The sequence below is a fragment of the Phyllobacterium sp. genome, from assembly GCF_037994405.1.
Taxonomy (GTDB): domain Bacteria; phylum Pseudomonadota; class Alphaproteobacteria; order Rhizobiales; family Rhizobiaceae; genus Phyllobacterium.
In genome coordinates this window covers 1-20,662 of sequence record NZ_JBBNAN010000087.1, presented here as the reverse complement: position 1 = coordinate 20,662, position 20,662 = coordinate 1, and the positions used below count along the sequence as shown (strand labels likewise).

Here is a 20,662-nt window from a genome sequence, read left to right as displayed (position 1 = left end):
GCCTTTTACGCCGAGTGATCAGGGTCTATCCGGCAATTTTCGCAAGATCGCTCCGTAGTGGTACGGCGGAAGTTCAATGATCCCTGCCGTTCGAAACCCTGCCGGCTTGAGACGGCGCTGACGGCATCCGGAGCCATCCCCCGCGGCTCCCCCAGCACAGTCGTCTCTGGCCAAAGCGCGGCCCACCAATCCCGGTCAGGCATCGAGGTCGCCGGAAAAATCTCGCTCGCGGACATATGTGAATCCTGTTTTGCAGCTCGTGACGTATCATATGCTTTTGGCGGAGCATAACCCCCTGGAAGCGGTGCTAGGGTTGCAGTCGCTCCCTCAACCTCGGCACGGCGAAATCCAGAAACGCCCGCAGCTTCAGCGGTACGAGGCCCTGTGCGATATAGATGGCACTGACCGGCCATGATGGTGGTTCGAACGGCTCGAGAATGATCTGCAACTCGGCCGCAGCGATTGCGCGGGCGGCCTGATAGGACAACAGCCGCGTTACCCCCAGCTCCGCCACCGCCGCATCGACCGCCGCTTCCGCCGTTGTAACGCTCAAGCGCGACTGAACCGGTACAACGACCTCCTTCCGGCCGCGCATGAAGGTCCACACGCGCGGCGAGGTAAACCCTTCGAAAGTAATGCAGTCATGGCCGGCAAGCTCCTCGGGCCGCTGCGGCGTGCCGCACCGTGCGAGATAGGCGGGGCTCGCATAGGTTGCGCGACGGATCGACCCCACCTTGGTTGCAACCATGTTGCTGTCGGTCAGGTTGCCAATGCGGATCGCCAGATCGATATGGTCCTCCACGAGATTGACCTGACGATCGCTGAGACTGAGCCGGAGGTTGATCTCGCGATAGGCTTTCAGAAACTCGACCACGACCGGCAGCACGTGCAGACGCCCGAATACCACCGGCGCGGTGACCGTGAGTTCGCCTCGGGGCGCAATATACTCGCCCGCCGCGGCGCGTTCGGCCTCATCGACCTGTTCCAGGATCACTCTGCAGGCCTCGACATAGGCGCGCCCGGCATCCGTCAACGAGACGCGGCGGCTCGAGCGGATCAGCAGGCGCGTGTTCAGATGCGCTTCGAGATCGGCAACCTTCCTGCTCACCGTGGCGAGCGGCATGCCGAGCCGGCGCGAGGCGGCCGACAGGCTGCCTGTCTCGACGGCAGCAAGTAGAACGGTCATTGCATCGAGACGATCCATCCACCCTTCCATTTTTCGGGAGGAAACTTCCAATATCCCCTTCTACCGCGATTTCATGAAAGAAGCTATTTTCAAGGGCGTATCTTCTTTCACAAACCTCAGGGAACCGGTATGTCATCGGCACAGGCATTTTCCAGCGACGTCGCCTTCACGCCGACGGTCAAATCGGTCCAGTCCCGCAAGGGCTCGCGCGACGGCTATGCCAGCATGGAGCAGCGTGGCTCGTGGCGCACCGGCATCACCCCGGACCTCGCTCAGTTCATCCAGAGCCAGATCAGCGTATTTTTCGCCACCGCCAACAGCCAGGGCCAGCCCTATATCCAGCACCGGGGCGGCCCGGCGGGCTTCCTGCACGTGCTCGATGAACGGGTGATCGCCTTTGCGGATTTCGCCGGAAATCGCCAGTACATCACGCAAGGCAACCTCGCCGACAACGCCAAGGCCTATCTGTTCCTCATCGATTACCGCACGCGCCAGCGGGTGAAGCTTTGGGGCGAAGCGCGGGTGGTCGAAGGTGATGCCGACCTGATGGCAAAGCTGATGCCACAAAATTATCGCGCACGCCCGGAGCAGGTGATTCTTTTCAAGGTTTCTGCCTGGGACATGAACTGTCCGCAGCATATCCCGCTGCGATTCGATGCGGCTGAAGTAGAAGCAATCGTGGCCGAGCGCGACAAGCGCATCGAAGAACTGGAGGCCGAGATCGACCGGCTGCGTGCCGGTCAGCTCGGCCGTTAGGGCTGCTTCGTTACTTCTTGCGTTTGCGCTTCTGTTCGGCCGGCTTGCCATCAAACAGATCGCTGCCGGAATGATTCACAATCGAATCATCACCGGCGATTGGGGCCGGCACGGCCTTTGCTTCGGTCTTCGCCTTTCCAGCGCCAGCCGAAGCTGATTTCGGGTCATTGTCTTTCAATGCGAATTTGATCGCCATCACAAACTGCCTTTTCAAAAATGGATCTGAATTATCGCTCGCAATAAATCATCCTGTCGCAATGCCTAGCACGAAACTGCGAAGATGCCGCACGAATTCCGCGACACAAACCTCACTCCTGTGGCCTTCCTGCCACGGCGTGGAAATAGACGGTCCGCAGACGCAAAAGTAGCAACTTGTTAACCTTGGTTTCCTATTCAAATAGCGAGCCCATCGGGTAACTTCACACCATTCCGTTTGCAGGCATCATGCGTATCCCCAGAACAAATTTTCCAATTAAAACAGATGAATACGGGTTTGAGGACGAATTCGGAGACCAGCCGATTCGCACCGAGACACGGCAGGTAAGCCCTATGGCGGCAACCCAGGCTCCGTCACTGCTGAGTCGGCCTGCGCCGGCAGCCAGCACGAGCCCGCAATATGAGCCTGTGGTGGTCAGGCGGCCAGCCGTAGCGCCTGTCCAGAACAGGCCAGCGCCCGCAGCCGTTGGCCCTCAGCAAACGGCGCAGATAAACATTGACGAATCTTCGCTGCCGATCTCGAAGCGCATGTTCTCACTGTCCGAAAACGTCCGCTTCACGCGCACGCCTGACAGCGAGCTTATGAAAGGCAAGGAACCAGCAAGGCCAGAAGCACCGGCAAAGCCTGTCGTTACATCGCACATGCCTGCCCCTTCCCCAATACCTGTTCCGCGCGCACCAACCGCGCCGACGGCACCCGTCGTCCCCGTTGCAGCGCCGAAAGCCCCCGTTGCAATTCATACCAATCCTGTCATCTCGCGGCCGAGAACGCCGGCACCGGACAATTCGCCGTTCGCTTATGTCTCGGACTTCGCCTTCTTTGAGTCCATGGACCTTGCCATTGACGTCGCGCCGGTCGCCGTAGCTGCACCATCAAAGCCGAAGCCACAGTTCAGTCCGGATGAAATCACCGCACGGTTCCGCATCGTCGAATGCAAGAAGCTCCAGCCAGCCGATGAAACACCAAAACAGCAACTTTCCGCGCCGCCAATCGATCCGGCGCCGGTAGAATTGCCACAAGCTGAAGCGATTCCATCGGAACCGGAGTCGCAGGTGGCTGACATGATCGAAGCAGCGCCGATTGCCGCTCCCGATCCGGTCCCGGCGGTCGCCCCTGAACCCACAATTGCACGGCGCCGCGATATTGCTCCGGCTCAGCCGCCGCTCCCGCCCCGACAGTTCACAATCGCAAGTCCAGCGGACGCCTGGTCCCAGCACGGAGGTTACGAAAAGCCTCCCGTCACCCTGCTGCAGGAAGCGGTTACGCAGGACACCGTCACCATTTCGCAGGAAACGCTGGAACAGAATGCAGGGCTTCTTGAAAGCGTCCTGGAAGATTTCGGCATCCGCGGCGAGATCATCCATGTTCGCCCCGGTCCTGTCGTAACACTCTATGAATTCGAGCCGGCGCCGGGCGTCAAATCCTCACGCGTCATCGGTCTGGCGGATGATATCGCCCGTTCCATGTCGGCACTGTCGGCGCGTGTCGCGGTCGTTCCAGGTCGCAACGTCATCGGCATCGAATTGCCGAATACGACGCGCGAAACCGTTTACCTGCGCGAGATGGTTGCGTCCGACAATTTCGACAAGACCAAGTTCAAGCTGGCGCTTTGCCTCGGCAAGACCATCGGCGGCGAGCCTGTCATCGCCGAACTCGCCAAGATGCCGCATCTGCTTGTCGCCGGGACCACCGGTTCCGGCAAGTCGGTCGCGATCAACACCATGATCCTCTCCCTTCTCTACCGGCTGACGCCGGATGAGTGCAGGCTGATCATGGTCGACCCGAAGATGCTCGAACTCTCCATCTATGATGGTATCCCGCATCTGTTGACGCCCGTCGTCACCGACCCGAAGAAGGCCGTCATGGCATTGAAATGGGCGGTGCGCGAGATGGAAGACCGCTACCGGAAAATGTCGAAGCTCGGCGTGCGCAACATCGACGGCTTCAATGCCCGGGTCACCAGCGCCCAGGAAAAGGGCGAGACGGTCATGTGCACCGTACAGACCGGTTTTGACAAGGGAACCGGCGAGGCGCAATACGAGCAGGAGGCGATGGACCTGACGCCGATGCCTTACATCGTCATCATCGTCGACGAGATGGCCGACCTGATGATGGTTGCGGGCAAGGACATCGAAGGCGCGATCCAGCGCCTTGCCCAGATGGCCCGCGCCGCCGGCATCCATCTGATCATGGCGACACAACGCCCGTCAGTCGATGTCATCACCGGTACAATCAAGGCAAACTTTCCGACGCGTATCTCGTTCCAGGTCACGTCCAAGATCGACAGCCGCACCATTCTCGGTGAACAGGGCGCCGAACAGCTGCTCGGCCAGGGCGATATGCTGCACATGATCGGCGGCGGAAGGATCTCCCGCGTCCATGGCCCCTTCGTTTCCGATGAGGAAGTGGAGAAGATCGTCGCGCATCTGAAAGCACAGGGTCAGCCAGACTATCTCGACACAGTCACCGCCGACGAAAGCGAAGAGGAAGAGCCGGAGGTTGATGACACCGCCGTCTTCGACAAGAGCGGAATGGCGGCCGAGGACGGTAACGAGCTTTACGACCAGGCGGTGAAAGTCATCCTTCGCGACAAGAAATGCTCGACCTCCTACATCCAGCGTCGCCTGCAGATCGGCTATAATCGCGCCGCCTCGCTGGTCGAGCGCATGGAGAAGGAAGGCTTGGTCGGACCAGCCAATCATGTCGGCAAGCGCGAAATCCTCCATGGCAACAGGGATGGTGCATCCGATACGCAATGACATCGCAGCCGGTCGCCCGGCTGCAATGCAAAATCGCCTGTAGTGTCGGATTTTCTTCCATCCGTTCGTCCTTCGTCTGAACAAATCAATACCGGTCGAAGGACCTGAACCAAGGGAGAGGAGCCATGCTCTACAAAGGCAGTTGCCATTGCGGCAACGTCGCGTTCGAAGTCGAAGGAGAACTCACCGGAGCCGTGGAATGCAACTGTTCCATCTGCTCGCGCAAGGGCGCACTGTTGTGGGCCGTACCGCATGAGAAGCTAATATGGCGCGGGTCCAAGACGGATCTGGGCACCTACACCTTCAACAATCATGCCATCGCCCACCGCTTCTGCCAGAATTGCGGTATTCATCCCTATGCGGAAGACGTCGCCGCGAAAGGCGAGCGCAACGCCTATATCAACATCCGCTGCATTGAAGACCTCGATCTCGCCTCAGTGTCGAAATTCGAGTTTGACGGCCGCTCGGTTTGAAGGTGTAAAGACCTTTTGAGAATTCAGCCTGATGAGGCAGGGGGTGCTGTTTTCGAGAACCGCCGCGGAGCGTACTTAAGGTACGTACGTGAGCACCGGAAGCGGACAAAAATCGCATCAGATCCCCATCAGGGTGAAGTTATCGAATGGTCTCAGGCGGCGTCCTGGATAGCCGACAACTTCCAATCGTCATTGCCCTTGCGCACGAAGGTCCAGACTTCCGTGGTCTGCGTCGCTTCCTTGTCATCGCCATTGACGACGCGGCCCGTATTGCGGTCCAGCATCGCATCGACGCTGGAGTAGCGCAGCGCAGCAGTTGCATATTCCGCGTCACCTTCGGCCCAGGCCTCGGCAATATCACTCTGCAGGAGCTTGACATTGGAGACGCTGTTCCGGAGGCCGTCGGTGGCATTCTGGCCAAGCTCTTCGGCGAGATAGGACATCGCCTCGGGCGTGGTCAGGCTGCGCAGGGCGGCATAGTCTTCCTTGCCATAGGCTGTCTGGACCTCGGTCAAGAGCTGTTCGAACCGGTCGAGATCCTCCTGCTTCAACCCGATTTCATCGGCAGCTTGCGCCGGTGCCCGGCCATATCCAGTCGTAGCTTGTCCTGAACCGGAACCAATCGTTGGAATGCGGAAGGACGGAGCCGCCGCCGGCTGTTCATTATAGGCGTTGCGGCCAAAGGAAGGGCTTGTGCCAGCCGGGGCCATCGTCGTTTGGCGTGACCGGAAGAACCGCATGGCGAGCATGACAGCGCCGATGACGAGACCGATTTGCATGAGCATGCCGAGGAACCCGAAGCCGCCACCGAAACCATGCCCAAGCAAGGCGCCGATCAGCCCGCCTACCAGCAGGCCGCCGATGAGCGAACGGCCCATTCCGCCAAACAGGCCGGGGCGCTGCTGGCCAAATTGCGGCTGTGCGGCCGATGGCTGCGCAGCCTCGGGCCGCGGTGTCATCGAACGCTCAATGGGCGCGACGTTCGAAGGCGCAGTCCGCGTCGGCGCCGGCGCGTCGAAAGTGCGTGTGCCGCGGCTGCCAAATCCGCCGCCACCGGCACGCCGGGCGTCGGCGTCATGGACAGCGCTGAACGAAACCGCCAATCCCAGGGCGAGTATCGCGGCGATCCGGCTGAAGCGGTTGAGAACGGGCAGCATGGAATGGTCTCCTCAATGCGTGTAACGTGACATTTATCCGGCGCATATGGGGAAAGTGGTTGGCAATTTGAAGGATTGCCGTTCAATTTTGAGCGAGGTTCGGCCAAAAATGGCTGGACTATCCGCTGCGCATCACAAGATTGTGCAGAAAAATCCTTCCTTTCGCCATCTTATTTGCTGCCTTTGCTGATCCTATATACAAGCGATAACAACCGGCTGACCGTCGGTTCGACAGGACGCATCGCAATTGATGTTTCGAAGATCCGCGAAGGGCAAGATTGCATGCGCATCATGTTTACGGGAATTGGCGGTAGCGGCGCATGGGTGATGCGCGGCGAACAGCTTGCGGCCACAAGGTTGGACTGGAGCGCGATCGCCAACGCCACCAGGAGCGACTTGAGCGGCGTCGATGCTGTTGTCGTCGTCAAGCATATTTCCGAAAGGGCGCTTGCGGCGTTGCGCAATTGGGGCGGGCCGATCATCTATGATCCGCTCGATTTTTGGGATCAGCGCGCGAGCCGTTTTTGTAAGACCAATCCCGCCCTGCAGATCGAAAGTTCAGAAGAAGCTCGGCAAGTATTCGCCCAGGACTTCGAACGGATTTCACCTGATTTGATCCTCTGTCCGACACAGGCGATGAATGATGACCTTTCACCGCTCGGCTATCGCACCGCCACCCTGCACCACCATTTCGACCCGCGCTTGCGCAGCTGCGAACAGGATGTTCGTGCGCGTCCTCGCGTCCTTTTCCACGGCAAGCGCGGTTACATGAAAGCCTGGGAATACACCGCGCGCCTGTCCTGCCGCCTGCTCGGCGCCGACTTTATCATGTCGGACGCCCCACTGCCGCCGCCCGCGGATGTCATGCTGGCAGTGCGCGGTGGCCGTCATGGCAATTGGCTGTCACGCCGCTGGAAGTCGAACGTCAAGGCTGCCACGGCGCAACGTCTCGGCCTGCCTTTTGTCGCCTGGCCGGAAATTGCCTATCGCGAAACCCATCCAGGCGCACACTGGTTCACCTCCCCGATCCAACTCCACCGCGCCATTGCAAATGCGCTCGCTGCCGCGAGGCCGCAACCGCAAACTGGTCTTTATTCAGCTGAATGGGCAGCTGGCCGGCTTGAAACCATATTGGCCACTGTTCAAGCCCGCTAACCGAAGAGAAACCACTGCAATGACGAATGAAAGCTGGCAGCAGCGAATTGATGCCATCTGGGCAGCGTTCGACCAGTACGAGCCAGGCGCCTTTGTCAGCGAAATCGACAGATTGGCAAGCGAACTGCCGCCCGGCGACGCAGCCGGTCTGTTCGAACTCGCTTCGTCACATGACTCGACCGGCCAGGAGGAGAAGGCAGCTCCGCTTTATCGGCAGGCAATTGCGGCAGGGCTCACCGGCCCATTGCGACGCCGTGCGATCATCCAGCTCGCCAGCACTCTGCGCAACCTCGGCCAGATCGATGAAAGCGTCGCGCTTCTCACAACCGAGCAGCAGTCCGGTTCCGACAATCTTGATGATGCCGTCTCGGCCTTCCTGGCTCTGTCCTTGACCGATGCGGGCCGTGAAAGGGAGGCCGTGGCGATGGCGCTCGGCGCATTGGCCCGCCACCTGCCAAGGTATAACCGATCGCTCGCCAATTACGCCAAAGCGCTCACTGATCAAATCCCCGCATACCATTCATAGCCACGGTCTTCCCAGAAGCCGCCCTTGCCGCCCCACAATCCCTTGAAGCTGTCGACCAGTTCGATGCGCATCACATATTTCGCATGCTTGTAGCCGAGCTGGCGTTCGACACGCAGGCGCAGCGGTGCACCATGGGCAACTTCGAGATCCTTGCCGTTCATGCTATAGGCAAGGATGGTCTGCGGGTGCCAGGCGTCGACAAGATCGATGCTCTCATAATACCGGCCGCTACCGTCCAGTGATTGTTCATAATCATCCGCACAATAGAATACTGCGTAGCGTGCGCCCGGCGCGATGCCGGCTTTCTGCAGAACAAGACCCAGGGGCACGCCGGTCCACTTGCCGATGGCGCTCCAGCCCTCGACGCAATCATGCCGGGTAATCTGTGTGCGCGAGGGCATCGCCTTCAGGTCGGTCAACGACAGTTCGAGCGGCGTATTCACCATGCCGTTCACGACGAGCTTCCAGTCGGCGAAATTGTTTTCCATCAGCCGCGCATAATCCTCGCTGTCGGGCTGTGACGTACCATTGGTCTTGAACACCGGGGAGAGATCCGCCTCGGTATATTCGCGTGCCAGTGGTTGGTGTGACATGAGCAGGCGCTGGGCGCCCATGGTCAGGGATTCGGCCCTTTGCAGGATATCGTTGACGCTGGCGCTTTCCACCAGCGCGTCGCAGCCGGTAAGCAGCCCGGTTGCAGCAACGCTTGAGCCGATCAGGAAACGGCGGCGTGTCAGGTCGATACTCATTTCGACGTTTCCTTTTCCGGTTCGATCTTCAGGGCATAATAGCCGGTGATCATCGATCGCAGATTGTTCCAGAGGCCAGAGACCAGCACCATGACCAGGTGAACGATGACAAAGGCGACGATCAGCGATGCCGAGATAAAGTGGATAGTGCGCGCCGATTGCCGCCCGCCGAAGACATCGAGCAGCCACGGGAAGATCGCATCGAAACCCGGCGACATGGTGAGCCCGGTCAGCACCATCAGTGGCAGCAGGATAAAAATGACGCCCACATAGGCGAGTTTCTGCAGGGAGTTATAGTGCCGCGCCTCTTCGCCCTTCGGAAAGCGTAGCCGCGCATGTTCGGTGATCTCGTGCGCCAGATGCTTTGGTGTCAACTGGTCCCTGGTCGGAACAAGATCGCGTTTGAAATGTCCGGCGATCAGACCATGGAGCAGATAGACCAGGCCGTTGATGACGAAGAACCAGGCAAAGAAGAAGTGCCAGCGGCGTCCGGTGGCAAGATCCTGGTAGCTTGGTATCGTGATCCATGAAGGAAAGGCGCGCGGGCTCAGTTGCCCGTCCTCGTTCGATGCACCCAGGACGCCAGTCGTCGTCAGCGACAGTGGACCAACGCGCGTGATGCCCTTGATGGTATCGCCATCCTCCACCGCTCCAATGGAAATGAAGGAGGGGTCGGGAAGGGCATCGGCGCCATACTGCCCCCAGTACAGGCTTGGATGCGCATTGAAGATTTGCAGGCCGCTCATCAACAGGAAGCTCAGGCAAAGCACGTTGAGCCAATGGGTAATGCGCACCGCAACCGAATGGCGGTAGAACAGGACCTTCTTCGGTTTGGCCGTGCCGTTTTTCGTAACGTCAGATGTGACGCTTGTCATTTGAGCCTCCATGGCGGACCCCCTCTTACCCTCCCCCTTGTGGGGAGGGTAAGAACCGGCAACGCTTCAGATTCATTACTTCTTCTTCGGGGCAGCCATTGCATCAGGCGCCATTGCGTCCTTCTTCATAGGCTTCATTGTATCCTTTTTCATTGCCATCGTGTCGCATTCCTTCACCATGGCATTCATCTTCGTGGTGTCCTTTTCCATCTTGGCCTTCTTCATGCAGTCGGCCTTGCTCATCGGCTTCATTGGATCCATGGCCATGGCCATGTTGGTGCCGGCAAGACCGCTGGCGAGAACGAAAGCCGACAGGACGATGCGGCGTGTAAGAATGTTCATGGGTTTCTCCTTGGTTTGAATGAGACACGGTCAAACGTGCCGACAAGTTTCGGATGCCTCTGACATCCACGTGATCCTGGACATCGCCAGGAATCTCCTCAGTTCGCTATTCGGTTGCAGCAGCGAGGATCGGCCCGCCATTTGGCGTCTGCACAAGGATCGCCGTGCGCAGTCCCGGTCCCGCCGCCGGCACATCCACAGTCTGGGTCTTGCCATTCCAGCTGCCGAGCTTTGTCAGGCCATGCACGACATTCTTGTGCGGCAGCGTACGGCCGGTGTTTTCACCACGCTTGACCGGCACATTGACTGTCCGCTCGTCGTAGGTGACAAACCAGATATCGGCATTGCCGTCCGGCGGGCTCCCCTCGCCGATGGTCAGCGAACGACCCTTCAGATCGAGCGACAGCGCGTTGACCTTGCCCTGCGCCGCAATGAGCTGATCGACTTCGGCAATCCTGTTGCCAACGACATCGGCGCGGCCGTTGACCACCATCTGCGGCGTAAACGGTCCATCGCGGCCAAGGGGTGCCTCATAGGTCTCCTGCCGCACGGTATATTCGGGCTTGGCAAAGACGTCCTTCCAGCCGAGCCGGTCCCAATAGGTGACGCCGAAGCTCAGGGCAAGGATGCCCGGCCGCTTGCTGAGTTCGATGAGATTGGCGTTGGCCGGCGGGCAGGACGAGCAACCCTGGCTGGTGAAGAGTTCGACAACGGTCAGCGGCTTCATCTCGTCGGCAAAGGCTGCCCCGGCACCAAGGCCGAGCAGTGCCACAGCGGTGCAGATTGCCAATGCACGCCTGTGGAGGCGGTTTCGTTGAACGCCCATTCTGATCTCCTCGCGTCTCCGGACTGACCGACGTTTGTCCCGGTCACATCAGGCAATTCGCGAGGCGGCCCGATTTGGTTACAGCCATCACGCATTGGTGATCAAACTTCAGTGGATTCTTTGACAGGGCATTGACCCGCCGCCGACTTCCATCTCATCTGTAACCTTTATCCCGCTCCGCACGAATAAGGAATGAATCGGAGTGAATTCGATCGAAACACGATTGAAGGAACTGATGCTCGCAAGCCTGGCGGGTGATGCGCGGAGCTATGGCATTCTCCTCAATGACGTTGCCAAACATCTGCGCTCGTATTTCCTGCGCCGGCTGGCGGATGCGCATAAGAGTGATGCCGACGATCTTGTGCAGGAGACGCTGATGGCTTTGCATACGCGGCGCGCAACCTACGAGGTCGACCGGCCCTTCACCGCCTGGCTGCATGCGATCGCGCGCTACAAGCTGATCGACCATTTCAGGCGCAACCGCATCCGAGCAACTGTTCCGCTCGACGACGTGGAAGACCTGTTCGTGCAGGATCAGTCCGATGCGGCGGCGGATCGCATGGACGTGAACCGGCTCCTGCAATCGGTGCCAGAAAAATCGCGCGATCTGATCTACCGGACGAAGATCGAGGGCCAGTCCATCGCCGAGGTAGCGCAAAGCACCGGCCTTTCGGAAACGTCGGTGAAGGTGAGCATACACAGAGGAATTAGGGCAATCACCGCGAGACTGAAGGGAAATGCGGCCAATGACGACAAATGATCTGATTGCGCGTCTCACCGGCGAATTGAAGCCGGTATCGCGAACCGCTGTGCTCGAGCGGGTCGGGACAGGCCTCGGCATCAGTCTTGTCGCATCGGCCGTTCTGATGGTCCTGTGGCTTGGAATGCGACCAGACCTCGCTGAAGCCAGCACGACGATGATGTTCTGGACCAAATTCACCTATACGCTGATCCTCGCCGTCGCCGGCGGCTGGGCGGTCAAGCGCATCGCCCATCCGCTTGGTTCCATCCGCGTCAATCTCGGCCTGATGGCGGCGACGATTGTAGTGATGATCGTTCTCGCCTTTGCGCAACTGGCAATGACACCGCCCGAAGAACATATGGCCATGTTGAAAGGCCGTACAATCACCGTCTGCACCTTCAACATCGTCATGCTCTCGCTGCCGCTGCTGATCGGTGCCTTCTGGGTGCTGCGCGGACTGGCCCCGACGCGCCCGACCTTGGCTGGTGCTGCGGCCGGCCTTGCCGCCGGTTCAATCGCTTCGCTCGTCTACTCGTTCCACTGCGACGAAAGCGCCATGCCGTTCATTGCCGTGTGGTACACGCTCGGCGTGCTCGTTGCCGGCTTGATCGGCGCCATCACCGGACGGTTTATCCTGCGGTGGTAGCTCTGGTTATTTCCCCCCTTGCGGGGGGATAATCGGCATCCAATTTCGCACTTATCGATTCATCAGCCATTCATGCTCGACGGCATTGTGGAATTTCCACGTGCGCTTCGGCCCGGCCATGACATTGAGGTAATAGAGGTCATAGCCGTGGCAGGTGGCGCAGGGATGATAGCCCTTGGGCACCATAACCACATCGCCATCTTCGATTGCCATGGCTTCATCGAGCGACCGGTCATCCGTATAGACCCGCTGGAAGCCGAAGCCCTGCGGCGGGTTAAGGCGATGGTAATAGGTCTCTTCCAGATAGGATTCCGCCGGCAGATTGTCCTGGTCGTGCTTGTGCGGCGGATAGCTCGACGTATGGCCGCCGGGCGTGATGACCTCAACCACCAGCAGCGAATCCGCCGGCTCGTTCTCCGGCAGGATGTTGGTCACATAGCGGGTATTGGTCCCCTTGCCGCGCGTTTCCTGGCCGAGATCGTCGGGCGAAATGACGCGCACCGGCAGGCCGCCGCCAAGTCCCGGGGCCGAGCAGACGGCAAGCTCCAGCGCCGTATCCGCCGTCACGGACCAGTCGCAGCCTTCCGGCACATAGACCGACCACGGCTTGCCCTCGAATGGCGACATCCGCTCGCCGAGCAGGCCGAGATCGCGTCCGTTGACGGTTGCAACACCCTTGCCGGTGACGAAGACCAGACAGACTTCCTTGTCTTCGCTCCTGCCAGCGACTGTCTGTCCCGGCACAGCTCGGTGCAAGTCGAACCCGACATAGGTCCATCCGGCGCTTTCTGGCGTGACATGCGCGACGCGGCCGGTACCCGGCTTGGCCTTCAGCAACAGTTTCGACATGGTTTTACTCCTTTTCGGCTTCCGTGTCCGCCGGTTTGGCCGGTTCCGTCGCATCGTAGATGACGAAGAATTGCCAGACGCCATATCCGGCAAAACCGAGCGCTATCACGCCCCAGAAAGGCGTGCCGGTTGCGAACTCGAAAATGGCCCAGGCAAAGCAAAAAGCCACCACTGCAACGCGGCGCCACAGCGGGCGAAAAAACGGATGGTTCGAATCTTTGATCAAGCGAGCCCTGCTTCCTTGATGAAGCGGCTGAGATTGGCGTGGCCGAGCTTCGAATATATGGCCGGATCGGCCTTCTTCGGATCCTGCTCGGCTTCGACCACGACCCAGCCGCTAAAGCCCTGAAGTTCCCTTAGCACGCGAACATAGTCGATCATGCCGTCACCCGGAACAGTATAGACGCCTGCCAGCACGGAATCGAGGAAAGACCAGTCTTCCCGGTTGGACTGCCACATCACAGCTTCGCGAATGTCCTTGCAGTGGACATGGCCGATACGCGTCTTGTAGTGCCGCGCCAGCCGCGCCGGATCGGCCCCGCCCCATGTCGCATGGCCGGTGTCGAGCAAAAGGTGAACTGCGCTGCCGGTCACTTCCATGAAGCGGTCGATCTCCGATTCGCTCTGCACTGCTGTTCCCATGTGGTGATGATAGACCAGCTGCAGGCCGTAGGCCTGCTCCACACCTTCCGCAAAGCGCGTATAGCGCTCGCCGAACACTTTCCATGCCGCCTTCTGCAGGACTGGGCGTGCCGATAGCGGCAGGTCCTTGTTGGAATGAATGGCGTTGGAGGTTTCCGCTGCGATAAGCACCGAGCAGCCCATGTCCTTCAGCAACGTCGCATGGCCTTTCACGGCCTCCAGCTCGGCATCGACATCGCGCGTGAGGAGCTCGGTTGAATACCAGCCGCTGACGAGGCTGTGGCCGTAGGAGTCGAGGATCGGGCGCAGCTTGTCGGCGGTACGCGGAAACTTGTTGCCAAGCTCCATGCCGGTGAACCCCGCCGCCTGAGCCTGCTCAAGGCAGGTTTCCAGCGGAATGTCGCCGCCGATTTCCAGCATGTCATCATTGGACCAGCCGATAGGGTTCGCCCCGATACGGATCATTCTTGTCTTCCTTCAGTTACGTGCGATGTTTGCACAAATTGGCGGTTGGGCTCCTTTATCCTCCCCCTTGTGGGGAGGGAGGCTGCGTAGCAGCAGGGAGGGGCCTTGCTTACGGTAGATGATTTCAAAAGATCCCCTCCCCGGACATGCGGTCCGTCCCTCCCCACAAGGGGGAGGGTAAGGGGCGCCACATGCTGCTCAACAAGTGCACCCAGCTTCCCTATACTGTTCAATCACCAACCCGCTGCAGCTTCTGTTGCTCTTCATAGTTCTTGCGTGCCGCATTGACCTGTGGCCGCTGGCTCACCTCCGGCACGGCAACATCCCACCAGGTACCGCCCTCTTCCGTTGAAATCAGCGGGTCAGTATCGATGACGATCACTGTCGTCCGGTCATTCTGTTTGGCCCGGGCCAATGCGCTTTCCATTTCGGCAATCGACGCCACCTTTTCGGCGATAGCCCCGAGGCTGCGCGCATGGGCGGCAAAATCGATGTCCGGCAGAACTTCGTGCTTCGTGTCCTTCAGCAGGTTGTTAAAGTTCGCGCCGCCGGTGCCCATCTGCAGCCGGTTGATGCAGCCATAGCCGCGATTGTCCAGCAGCACGATATTGATCTTCTGGCCGAGCATTACGGATGTGGCGATTTCCGAGTTCAGCATCAGATAGGACCCGTCGCCGATCATGACGACGACTTCATCATCTGGCTTCGCCATCTTGGCGCCGAGCCCGCCAGCGATCTCGTACCCCATGCAGGAGAAGCCATACTCCGCATGGTAGGAGCCAGGTGCCCCCGCCTGCCACAATTTGTGCATCTCGCCTGGCAGACCGCCCGCCGCATGCAGCACGGTCGCTTCACTGCCCATCGCCCGCTGCACGGCGCCGATGACCTGAGCATCGGAAGGCAGAGACGCGTTGGTCGGGCCAGTGACCTTGGCGGCGGCCCTTTGCCATTGCGCCTTGCCGCTGGCGGCATTGTCGGTCCAGCTCGCCGGTGCCCTGTAGCCTTTCAGCCCCGTAGCAAGCTCAAGAAGCCCCTCCTTCGCGTCAGCAACGATCGGCAGCGCCCGATGCTTGACCGCATCGAAAGGCTGCACGTTAAGGCCGATGAAGGTCTTCTCCGAATTCTGGAACAGTGCCCAGGAACCGGTGGTGAAATCCTGCAAACGGGTGCCGACAGCGACAATGACATCGGCTTCCTGCGCCAGCCGATTGGCAGCGGAGGTACCGGTAACGCCGACAGCCGCCATGTTGAGCGGGTGCGTGTCGGGCAGCGAGGACTTACCGCCCTGCGTCTCGCAGACGGGAATGCCTGCCGCTTCGACGAATTCCGCCAACTCTTTCGATGCTTGCGAGTAGATGACACCGCCACCGGCAATGACGAGCGGCTTCCTGGCTGACTTCAGCGCCTCTATGGCAGCGGCCAGTTCATCGCGATCAGGCCTTGGCCGCCGCAGCGTCCAGACACGCTCCTCAAAGAAGCTTTCCGGATAGTCGTAGGCTTCGGCCTGGACGTCCTGGCACAGTGCCAGCGTTACCGGCCCGCATTCGGCCGGATCGGTCAGCACCGTCATTGTCCGCGCCAGCGCGGGAATGATCTGTTCCGGCCGGGTGATGCGGTCGAAATATCGTGACACCGGGCGGAAACAGTCATTGGCCGAGACCGTGCCGTCGCCGAATGATTCCACCTGCTGCAGCACTGGATCGGGAACGCGGTTGGCAAAGACATCGCCGGGCAAGAGCAGCAGCGGCAACCGGTTGACATGCGCCAGCGCCGCGGCGGTCACCATATTGGTCGCACCAGGACCGACGGAGCTCGTTACCGCCATCATGCGCCGGCGGAAGCTCGCCTTGGCAAAGGCGATGGCAGCATGGGCCATGGCTTGCTCATTATGGGCGCGATAGGTCGGCAGCTCTTCCCTCACCTGATAAAGCGCCTCGCCGAGTCCTGCGACATTGCCGTGTCCGAAAATAGCCCAGACACCGGCGAAGATCGGCACTTTCTTGCCATCCACCACTGTCATCTGATGGCTGAGGAAGCGTGTCAGCGCCTGTGCCATCGTAAGGCGTATCGTCTTGGTCATGTCAGTCTCCTCCCGGGCTAATCCTTCCGCAATTCCGGACGGAAAACCGGTTTCCACTTTTCCTGGAATTGCTCTAGCTATGCCGCTTGTCTGTTGCGGCTGGCAAGCCAGGCTTTGGTCAATTTTTCGAAACGATCGGCCATGTCGTCGATCGCGGCCTCATCGGTAATTCGGCCCGAGAGCCAGTTTTCCGCCGCATCCATGAACAACGTCCGGCCAACGGCAAAGCCTTTGACCACCGGCGCATTGGCAGTCGCGGCAAAAGCCGCTTCCAGTTCGTCCTGCGGCGCTTCCAGCCCGAGCAGCACGACACCGCGACACCAGGGATCGTTCTTCTCGATGACCGCCTCGATCTTCTTCCAGGCGGCAGCTGAAGCCTGCGGCTCCAGTTTCCACCAATCCGGCTTGATGCCGAGCGCATAGAGTTCTTCCAGCGCCTGCTGGATGGTATTGTCGTTGAGCCTGCCGTGCTTGCCGGCGATGATCTCGATCAGCAATTCGCGCCCGACCTTGCGCGCCGCTTCAAACAGCGTGCGCAGCTTCGCCTGCTGCTCCTGCTTCAGTTCTGCCGGATCGTCCGGATGATAGAAGCACAGGCATTTGATGCAATGATCCACCGGCCATTCCGCCAGTTGCGAGCCGATGTCCTGTGAGAATTCGAAGCGGAGGGGACGCGATCCCGGCAATTCCACCGGGCGTCCCAGCCAATCGAAATTATGGCGGGCGAATTCGAACATGGCTTCGCGGCCAAATTTCTCGTCGAGCAGCATGCCGTAGCCGCTACGTCCACCCGCAACCTTCGCCGCCGCCTTCACCGCCAGTTCCTTGAAGGCGTGCACCTTGTCAACATCGGCACCAAGCTTGTTGGCAAGGTCCTCCAGCTGTACGCGGTGGTCTATGGCAAAGGCCATCATCGAGGGGATTTCGTGCCGGCGTGTCGTTGCCCAGTGCACGTGATTGATCGCCTCGTCCTTGCGCAGTGCATGGTACGGGCTGCCATGCTCGAGGAAATATTGCAGTTCCTCGAAAGTCGGAATTTCCGGCGCGCAGAGCAGGCGCGACACGGCGAAGGCGCCGCAGGCGTTGGCCCAGGTTGCGGCAGTCGCCAATGACTCTCCGCCCAGCCAGCCGCGCAGGAAACCGGACATGAAGGCATCGCCTGCACCAAGGACATTGAATACCTCTATCGGGAAGCCCTTCCCAACAATGCCATCTTCGAGATTATCGGAAATCGCCCCTTCATAGACGATACAGCCCATAGGACCGCGCTTCAGGACGATTGTGCCGCTCGACAGCGCGCGAATGGTCTTCAACGCACTCAAGAGGTCAGCCTCACCCGAGGCGATCAACACCTCCTCTTCCGTGCCGACGATCAGGTCGCAATCGGCGAGAACGGTCTTCAGATGGTTCGACACCGCATCCGAGGCAATATATCGACTATCGCCCGCTGCATGTCCGGCAAGGCCCCAGAGATTGGGACGATAATCGATATCGAACACCACCTTGCCACCCGCCTCTTTCATCAGGCGGATGGCTTTGCGCTGTGCAGCATCCGTGTTCGGCTTGGAAAAATGCGTGCCGGTTACGACGACGGCCCGCGCGGACTGGATGAATGCCGGATCAATGTCGCCTTCAGCCAGCGCCATGTCGGCACAATTCTCGCGATAGAAGATCAGCGGGAAACTCTTGTCGTTCTCGACCGACAGGATGACAAGCGCCGAAAGTCGTTGCGGATCGGTGATCACGCCATCGGTGGCAACGCCTTCGCGCGCCATCTGCTCGCGGATGAACCGGCCCATCTGCTCGTCGCCAACACGCGACAACAGCGCAGAGCGCAGACCAAGCCGCGCTGTTCCAACGGCGATATTGGCCGGACAGCCGCCCACCGATTTGGCAAAGGAGGTGATGTCCTCCAGGCGCGAGCCGATCTGCTGGCCATAAAGATCCACGGACGAACGGCCGATGGTAATGACGTCAAGCGGCCTGCCTGCCTCAGCTTTGTCCATGATAATCCTCCCGATAGGCTGATAAGCCCCGGCATCAAGCGGCCGGGAATTTTCCTATATGAAATAATAATTCTATCAAATCGTCAATATGGAATGTCTGTTCTTTTCGTATTTCTGTCGTTTCAAGGTGCTCAGGATCGTTGCAATATCATCGTCGTCAATACGCGATGCTGTCTGAATAACGGACGGCGTGCTCGCAATTCGCGACTTGCGTCGAGACATTTGAGAATTCAACCTGATATAGGTCGTGTGGTTTTCGAGAACCGCAGCGCAGTGAACTTTTGGATCCATGAGCACCGGAAGCGCAGGGAATCGCATCAGATGGCCATCAGGGTGGATTGGCAAAGGTCTCTCTACAAACTTCGCCGCTTCTCCGCCACGCTGACCGTCAGAGCCATGGCGAGCGCCATTGTGCCGGACAATGAGCGAAATCCGGAGAAATCCCCCTCAGCCGCCTCGAACCATACCTTGGCCGACTGGGCGAGTGGGGAAAAGGCGCTGTCGGTGATGGCGACAACCGGCACATTGCGTGCAGCCAGCGCAGCTGCGTGTTCGATCGTTGCCGAGGCATAGGGCGAGAAGCTGATTGCAATGGCGGCATCGCTTGGCCTGGCAAAGGACAGGATCTCCGGATCGATGCCCGCCGTCGATTCAATCAGTTGATTGCGGATTTTCAGCTTGCCGAAGGCGTAGGCCATATAGGCGGTAATCGGATAGGAGCGGCGCCGTGCCAGGAGATAGATCGTCTCGGCTCCCGCCAGGATATCCACGGCGCGGGACAGCACGTCCTCTTCGACATTGTGCGAAATCGTCTCGATGGAATGGCTGGCCGCCGTCAGGAAACCATTGAGGATGACGCGGTTCTTGGATAGCCCGTGCGTGTCGCCGCGCAGCGCCGACAACCGCTCCTCATAGGAAATCTGCCGTTCACGCAACCGCTCCCGAAACACCGCTTGCAGGCTGGTGAAGCCATCAAACCCCAGGTGCTGGGCAAAGCGGATCAATGTCGAGGGCTGCACGCCCGCCGTCTGGGCAATGCTCGCCGCCGTACCGAAGGCGATTTCGTCAGGATTGCTCAGGGCATAGGCCGCGATCTGCGCCAGGCGCTTGGGCAGCACCTCGCGGCGGTCAAGGATCATGGTGCGCAGTGCATCAAAATCGCGCGGTAACGTCACTTCATCGTCCATGCTGCCCACTCAATCATTCCCTCTTGGATATCCATGCCTCTGACAAAATATTTATATCAAGGCGGATCAGTTATTCCATTTTGTCTTGTTATAGATTATTTCAATCGGCAACTGCAAGGGAGAGAACGATGCTGAATGTCGGACTGGTCGGAACGGGCTTCATGGGCAAATGCCACGCACTGGCGTGGAATTCGGTGCGCGCCGTCTTTGGCGACGTGGCGCCTGTACGGCTCGTCCATCTTGGCGAGGCCAATGCCGAGCTTGCCGTGCGCCGCGCCAACGAGTTCGGCTTCCAGAAGGGTTCGGGCGACTGGCGCGCCGTGATCGATGATCCAGAAGTCAACGTCGTTTCGATAACGACTCCGAACCAGTTCCATCCGGAAATGGCCATTGCAGCGCTCATGGCCGGTAAGCACGTCTGGTGCGAGAAGCCGATGGCGCCTGCCTTCAACGATGCGCAAGCCATGCTCGCGGCAGCGAAACAGTCCGGCAAGGTTGCGGCCCTCGGCTACAACTACATCCAGGGTCCCGCCATCCGTCATATCCGCAAATTGCTCGCCGAGAAGATCATCGGCGACGTCAATCATCTGCGCATCGAGATGGATGAGGACTTCATGGCCGATCCGCATGCGCTGTTCTACTGGAAGCATGAGACGACGTCAGGCTATGGCGCGCTCGACGATTTCGCCGTGCATCCGCTGTCATTGCTGTTCACGCTGTTCGGCCGCGTTTCCCGTGTCATGTGTGACATGTCGAAACCCTACGCGACGCGCAAAACAAACGATGGAACAGACCGCCCCGTCGAGACCTATGACAGCGCCAGCGTGCTCATGCATATGGAGAATGGCGTTGCCGGCACGCTGCAGGTCAATCGCTCCGCCTGGGGCCGCAAGGGCCGTATCGCGCTGCAGATCTTCGGCTCGAAGGGCTCGATCCTGTTCGATCAGGAGCGCGCCAACGAGTTCCAGCTCTATGTCACCGCCGACCGTGCGACGGAACAGGGTTACCGCACCATCCTGACCGC

At 59.6% G+C, this 20,662-nt stretch carries 21 protein-coding genes; 8 read left to right on the top strand and 13 right to left on the bottom strand.

Features of this window, described 5'->3' with window-relative positions; genetic code table 11:
- Positions 1–307 precede the first annotated feature (307 nt).
- Positions 308–1,204 carry a LysR family transcriptional regulator gene (locus AAAC48_RS05410; protein WP_340653194.1) on the bottom strand — a complete coding sequence of 299 codons (897 nt, stop codon included), beginning with the start codon at positions 1,202–1,204 and terminating at the stop codon, positions 308–310.
- Positions 1,205–1,315: 111 nt separating this feature from the next.
- Between AAAC48_RS05410 and AAAC48_RS05405 the strand changes: the two genes are divergently transcribed.
- Complete coding sequence (locus AAAC48_RS05405; protein ID WP_340653193.1) at positions 1,316–1,942, top strand: pyridoxamine 5'-phosphate oxidase family protein; 627 nt, start codon at positions 1,316–1,318, stop codon at positions 1,940–1,942.
- 10 nt (positions 1,943–1,952) lie between these two features.
- Here the strand turns inward: AAAC48_RS05405 and AAAC48_RS05400 are convergent, their stop codons facing one another.
- Positions 1,953–2,138, bottom strand: a complete 186-nt coding sequence (locus AAAC48_RS05400; protein WP_340653192.1) for a hypothetical protein — start codon at positions 2,136–2,138, stop codon at positions 1,953–1,955.
- A 353-nt stretch (positions 2,139–2,491) separates the two neighbouring features.
- Between AAAC48_RS05400 and AAAC48_RS05395 the strand changes: the two genes are divergently transcribed.
- Together AAAC48_RS05395 and AAAC48_RS05390 are read left to right on the top strand one after the other, a co-directional pair.
- Positions 2,492–4,918: a DNA translocase FtsK gene (locus AAAC48_RS05395; protein WP_340653191.1), complete on the top strand. Its 2,427-nt coding sequence runs from the start codon at positions 2,492–2,494 to the stop codon at positions 4,916–4,918.
- Positions 4,919–5,043: 125 nt separating this feature from the next.
- The gene (locus AAAC48_RS05390; protein ID WP_340653190.1) at positions 5,044–5,391 is read left to right on the top strand and encodes a GFA family protein; all 348 of its coding nucleotides are present in this window, start codon (positions 5,044–5,046) and stop codon (positions 5,389–5,391) included.
- Between the two features lie 152 nt (positions 5,392–5,543).
- Here the strand turns inward: AAAC48_RS05390 and AAAC48_RS05385 are convergent, their stop codons facing one another.
- Positions 5,544–6,548, bottom strand: coding sequence for a Tim44 domain-containing protein (locus tag AAAC48_RS05385; protein ID WP_340653189.1), 1,005 nt, complete (start codon positions 6,546–6,548; stop codon positions 5,544–5,546).
- A 282-nt stretch (positions 6,549–6,830) separates the two neighbouring features.
- On the opposite strand from AAAC48_RS05385, the gene AAAC48_RS05380 reads away from it, so the two are divergent.
- Both AAAC48_RS05380 and AAAC48_RS05375 read left to right on the top strand, forming a co-directional pair.
- Entirely contained in the window at positions 6,831–7,703 is an 873-nt protein-coding gene (locus AAAC48_RS05380) for a hypothetical protein (protein ID WP_340653188.1), read from the top strand.
- 19 nt (positions 7,704–7,722) lie between these two features.
- Complete coding sequence (locus AAAC48_RS05375) at positions 7,723–8,229, top strand: tetratricopeptide repeat protein (protein WP_340653187.1); 507 nt, start codon at positions 7,723–7,725, stop codon at positions 8,227–8,229.
- Here the strand turns inward: AAAC48_RS05375 and AAAC48_RS05370 are convergent.
- From AAAC48_RS05370 to AAAC48_RS05355, 4 genes are all read right to left on the bottom strand, one after another.
- Positions 8,205–8,978 (bottom strand): molybdopterin-binding protein, encoded by a 774-nt coding sequence (locus tag AAAC48_RS05370; protein WP_340653186.1) that lies wholly within the window; start codon positions 8,976–8,978, stop codon positions 8,205–8,207. The two genes, AAAC48_RS05375 and AAAC48_RS05370, sit on opposite strands and share 25 nt — an antisense overlap.
- Positions 8,975–9,853, bottom strand: coding sequence for a cytochrome b/b6 domain-containing protein (locus tag AAAC48_RS05365; RefSeq protein ID WP_340653185.1), 879 nt, complete (start codon positions 9,851–9,853; stop codon positions 8,975–8,977). Before AAAC48_RS05365 ends, AAAC48_RS05370 begins: the two co-directional genes overlap by 4 nt.
- 75 nt (positions 9,854–9,928) lie before the next feature.
- The gene (locus AAAC48_RS05360; protein WP_340653184.1) at positions 9,929–10,195 is read right to left on the bottom strand and encodes a hypothetical protein; all 267 of its coding nucleotides are present in this window, start codon (positions 10,193–10,195) and stop codon (positions 9,929–9,931) included.
- Positions 10,196–10,301: 106 nt separating this feature from the next.
- The gene (locus tag AAAC48_RS05355) at positions 10,302–11,021 is read right to left on the bottom strand and encodes a DUF1223 domain-containing protein (RefSeq protein WP_340653183.1); all 720 of its coding nucleotides are present in this window, start codon (positions 11,019–11,021) and stop codon (positions 10,302–10,304) included.
- A gap of 202 nt (positions 11,022–11,223) precedes the next feature.
- Here AAAC48_RS05355 and AAAC48_RS05350 point away from each other — a divergent pair, with 202 nt between their 5' ends.
- A complete protein-coding gene (locus AAAC48_RS05350; RefSeq protein WP_340653182.1) occupies positions 11,224–11,781 on the top strand; it encodes a sigma-70 family RNA polymerase sigma factor in 558 nt (185 codons plus the stop codon).
- On the top strand, positions 11,768–12,409 hold the full coding sequence (locus tag AAAC48_RS05345) for a DUF1109 domain-containing protein (protein WP_340653181.1): 642 nt from the start codon (positions 11,768–11,770) through the stop codon (positions 12,407–12,409). Before AAAC48_RS05350 ends, AAAC48_RS05345 begins: the two co-directional genes overlap by 14 nt.
- 51 nt (positions 12,410–12,460) lie before the next feature.
- Here AAAC48_RS05345 and iolB read toward each other — a convergent pair whose 3' ends face one another.
- From iolB to AAAC48_RS05315, 6 genes are all read right to left on the bottom strand, one after another.
- Positions 12,461–13,258: a 5-deoxy-glucuronate isomerase gene (gene iolB, locus AAAC48_RS05340; RefSeq protein ID WP_340653180.1), complete on the bottom strand. Its 798-nt coding sequence runs from the start codon at positions 13,256–13,258 to the stop codon at positions 12,461–12,463.
- 4 nt (positions 13,259–13,262) lie between these two features.
- On the bottom strand, positions 13,263–13,481 hold the full coding sequence (locus AAAC48_RS05335; RefSeq protein ID WP_340653195.1) for a DUF3329 domain-containing protein: 219 nt from the start codon (positions 13,479–13,481) through the stop codon (positions 13,263–13,265).
- Positions 13,481–14,365, bottom strand: coding sequence for a myo-inosose-2 dehydratase (gene iolE / locus AAAC48_RS05330; protein ID WP_340653179.1), 885 nt, complete (start codon positions 14,363–14,365; stop codon positions 13,481–13,483). The genes AAAC48_RS05335 and iolE overlap by 1 nt, the downstream gene beginning before the upstream one ends.
- 229 nt (positions 14,366–14,594) lie before the next feature.
- Entirely contained in the window at positions 14,595–16,445 is a 1,851-nt protein-coding gene (gene iolD / locus AAAC48_RS05325; RefSeq protein WP_340653178.1) for a 3D-(3,5/4)-trihydroxycyclohexane-1,2-dione acylhydrolase (decyclizing), read from the bottom strand.
- 77 nt (positions 16,446–16,522) lie between these two features.
- On the bottom strand, positions 16,523–18,451 hold the full coding sequence (gene iolC, locus AAAC48_RS05320; RefSeq protein WP_340653177.1) for a 5-dehydro-2-deoxygluconokinase: 1,929 nt from the start codon (positions 18,449–18,451) through the stop codon (positions 16,523–16,525).
- A gap of 353 nt (positions 18,452–18,804) precedes the next feature.
- The gene (locus AAAC48_RS05315; RefSeq protein WP_340653176.1) at positions 18,805–19,638 is read right to left on the bottom strand and encodes a MurR/RpiR family transcriptional regulator; all 834 of its coding nucleotides are present in this window, start codon (positions 19,636–19,638) and stop codon (positions 18,805–18,807) included.
- 128 nt (positions 19,639–19,766) lie between these two features.
- Here AAAC48_RS05315 and AAAC48_RS05310 point away from each other — a divergent pair.
- Positions 19,767–20,662, top strand: an 896-nt coding sequence (locus AAAC48_RS05310; RefSeq protein WP_340653175.1) for a Gfo/Idh/MocA family oxidoreductase, incomplete at its 3' end; no start/stop codon positions are given.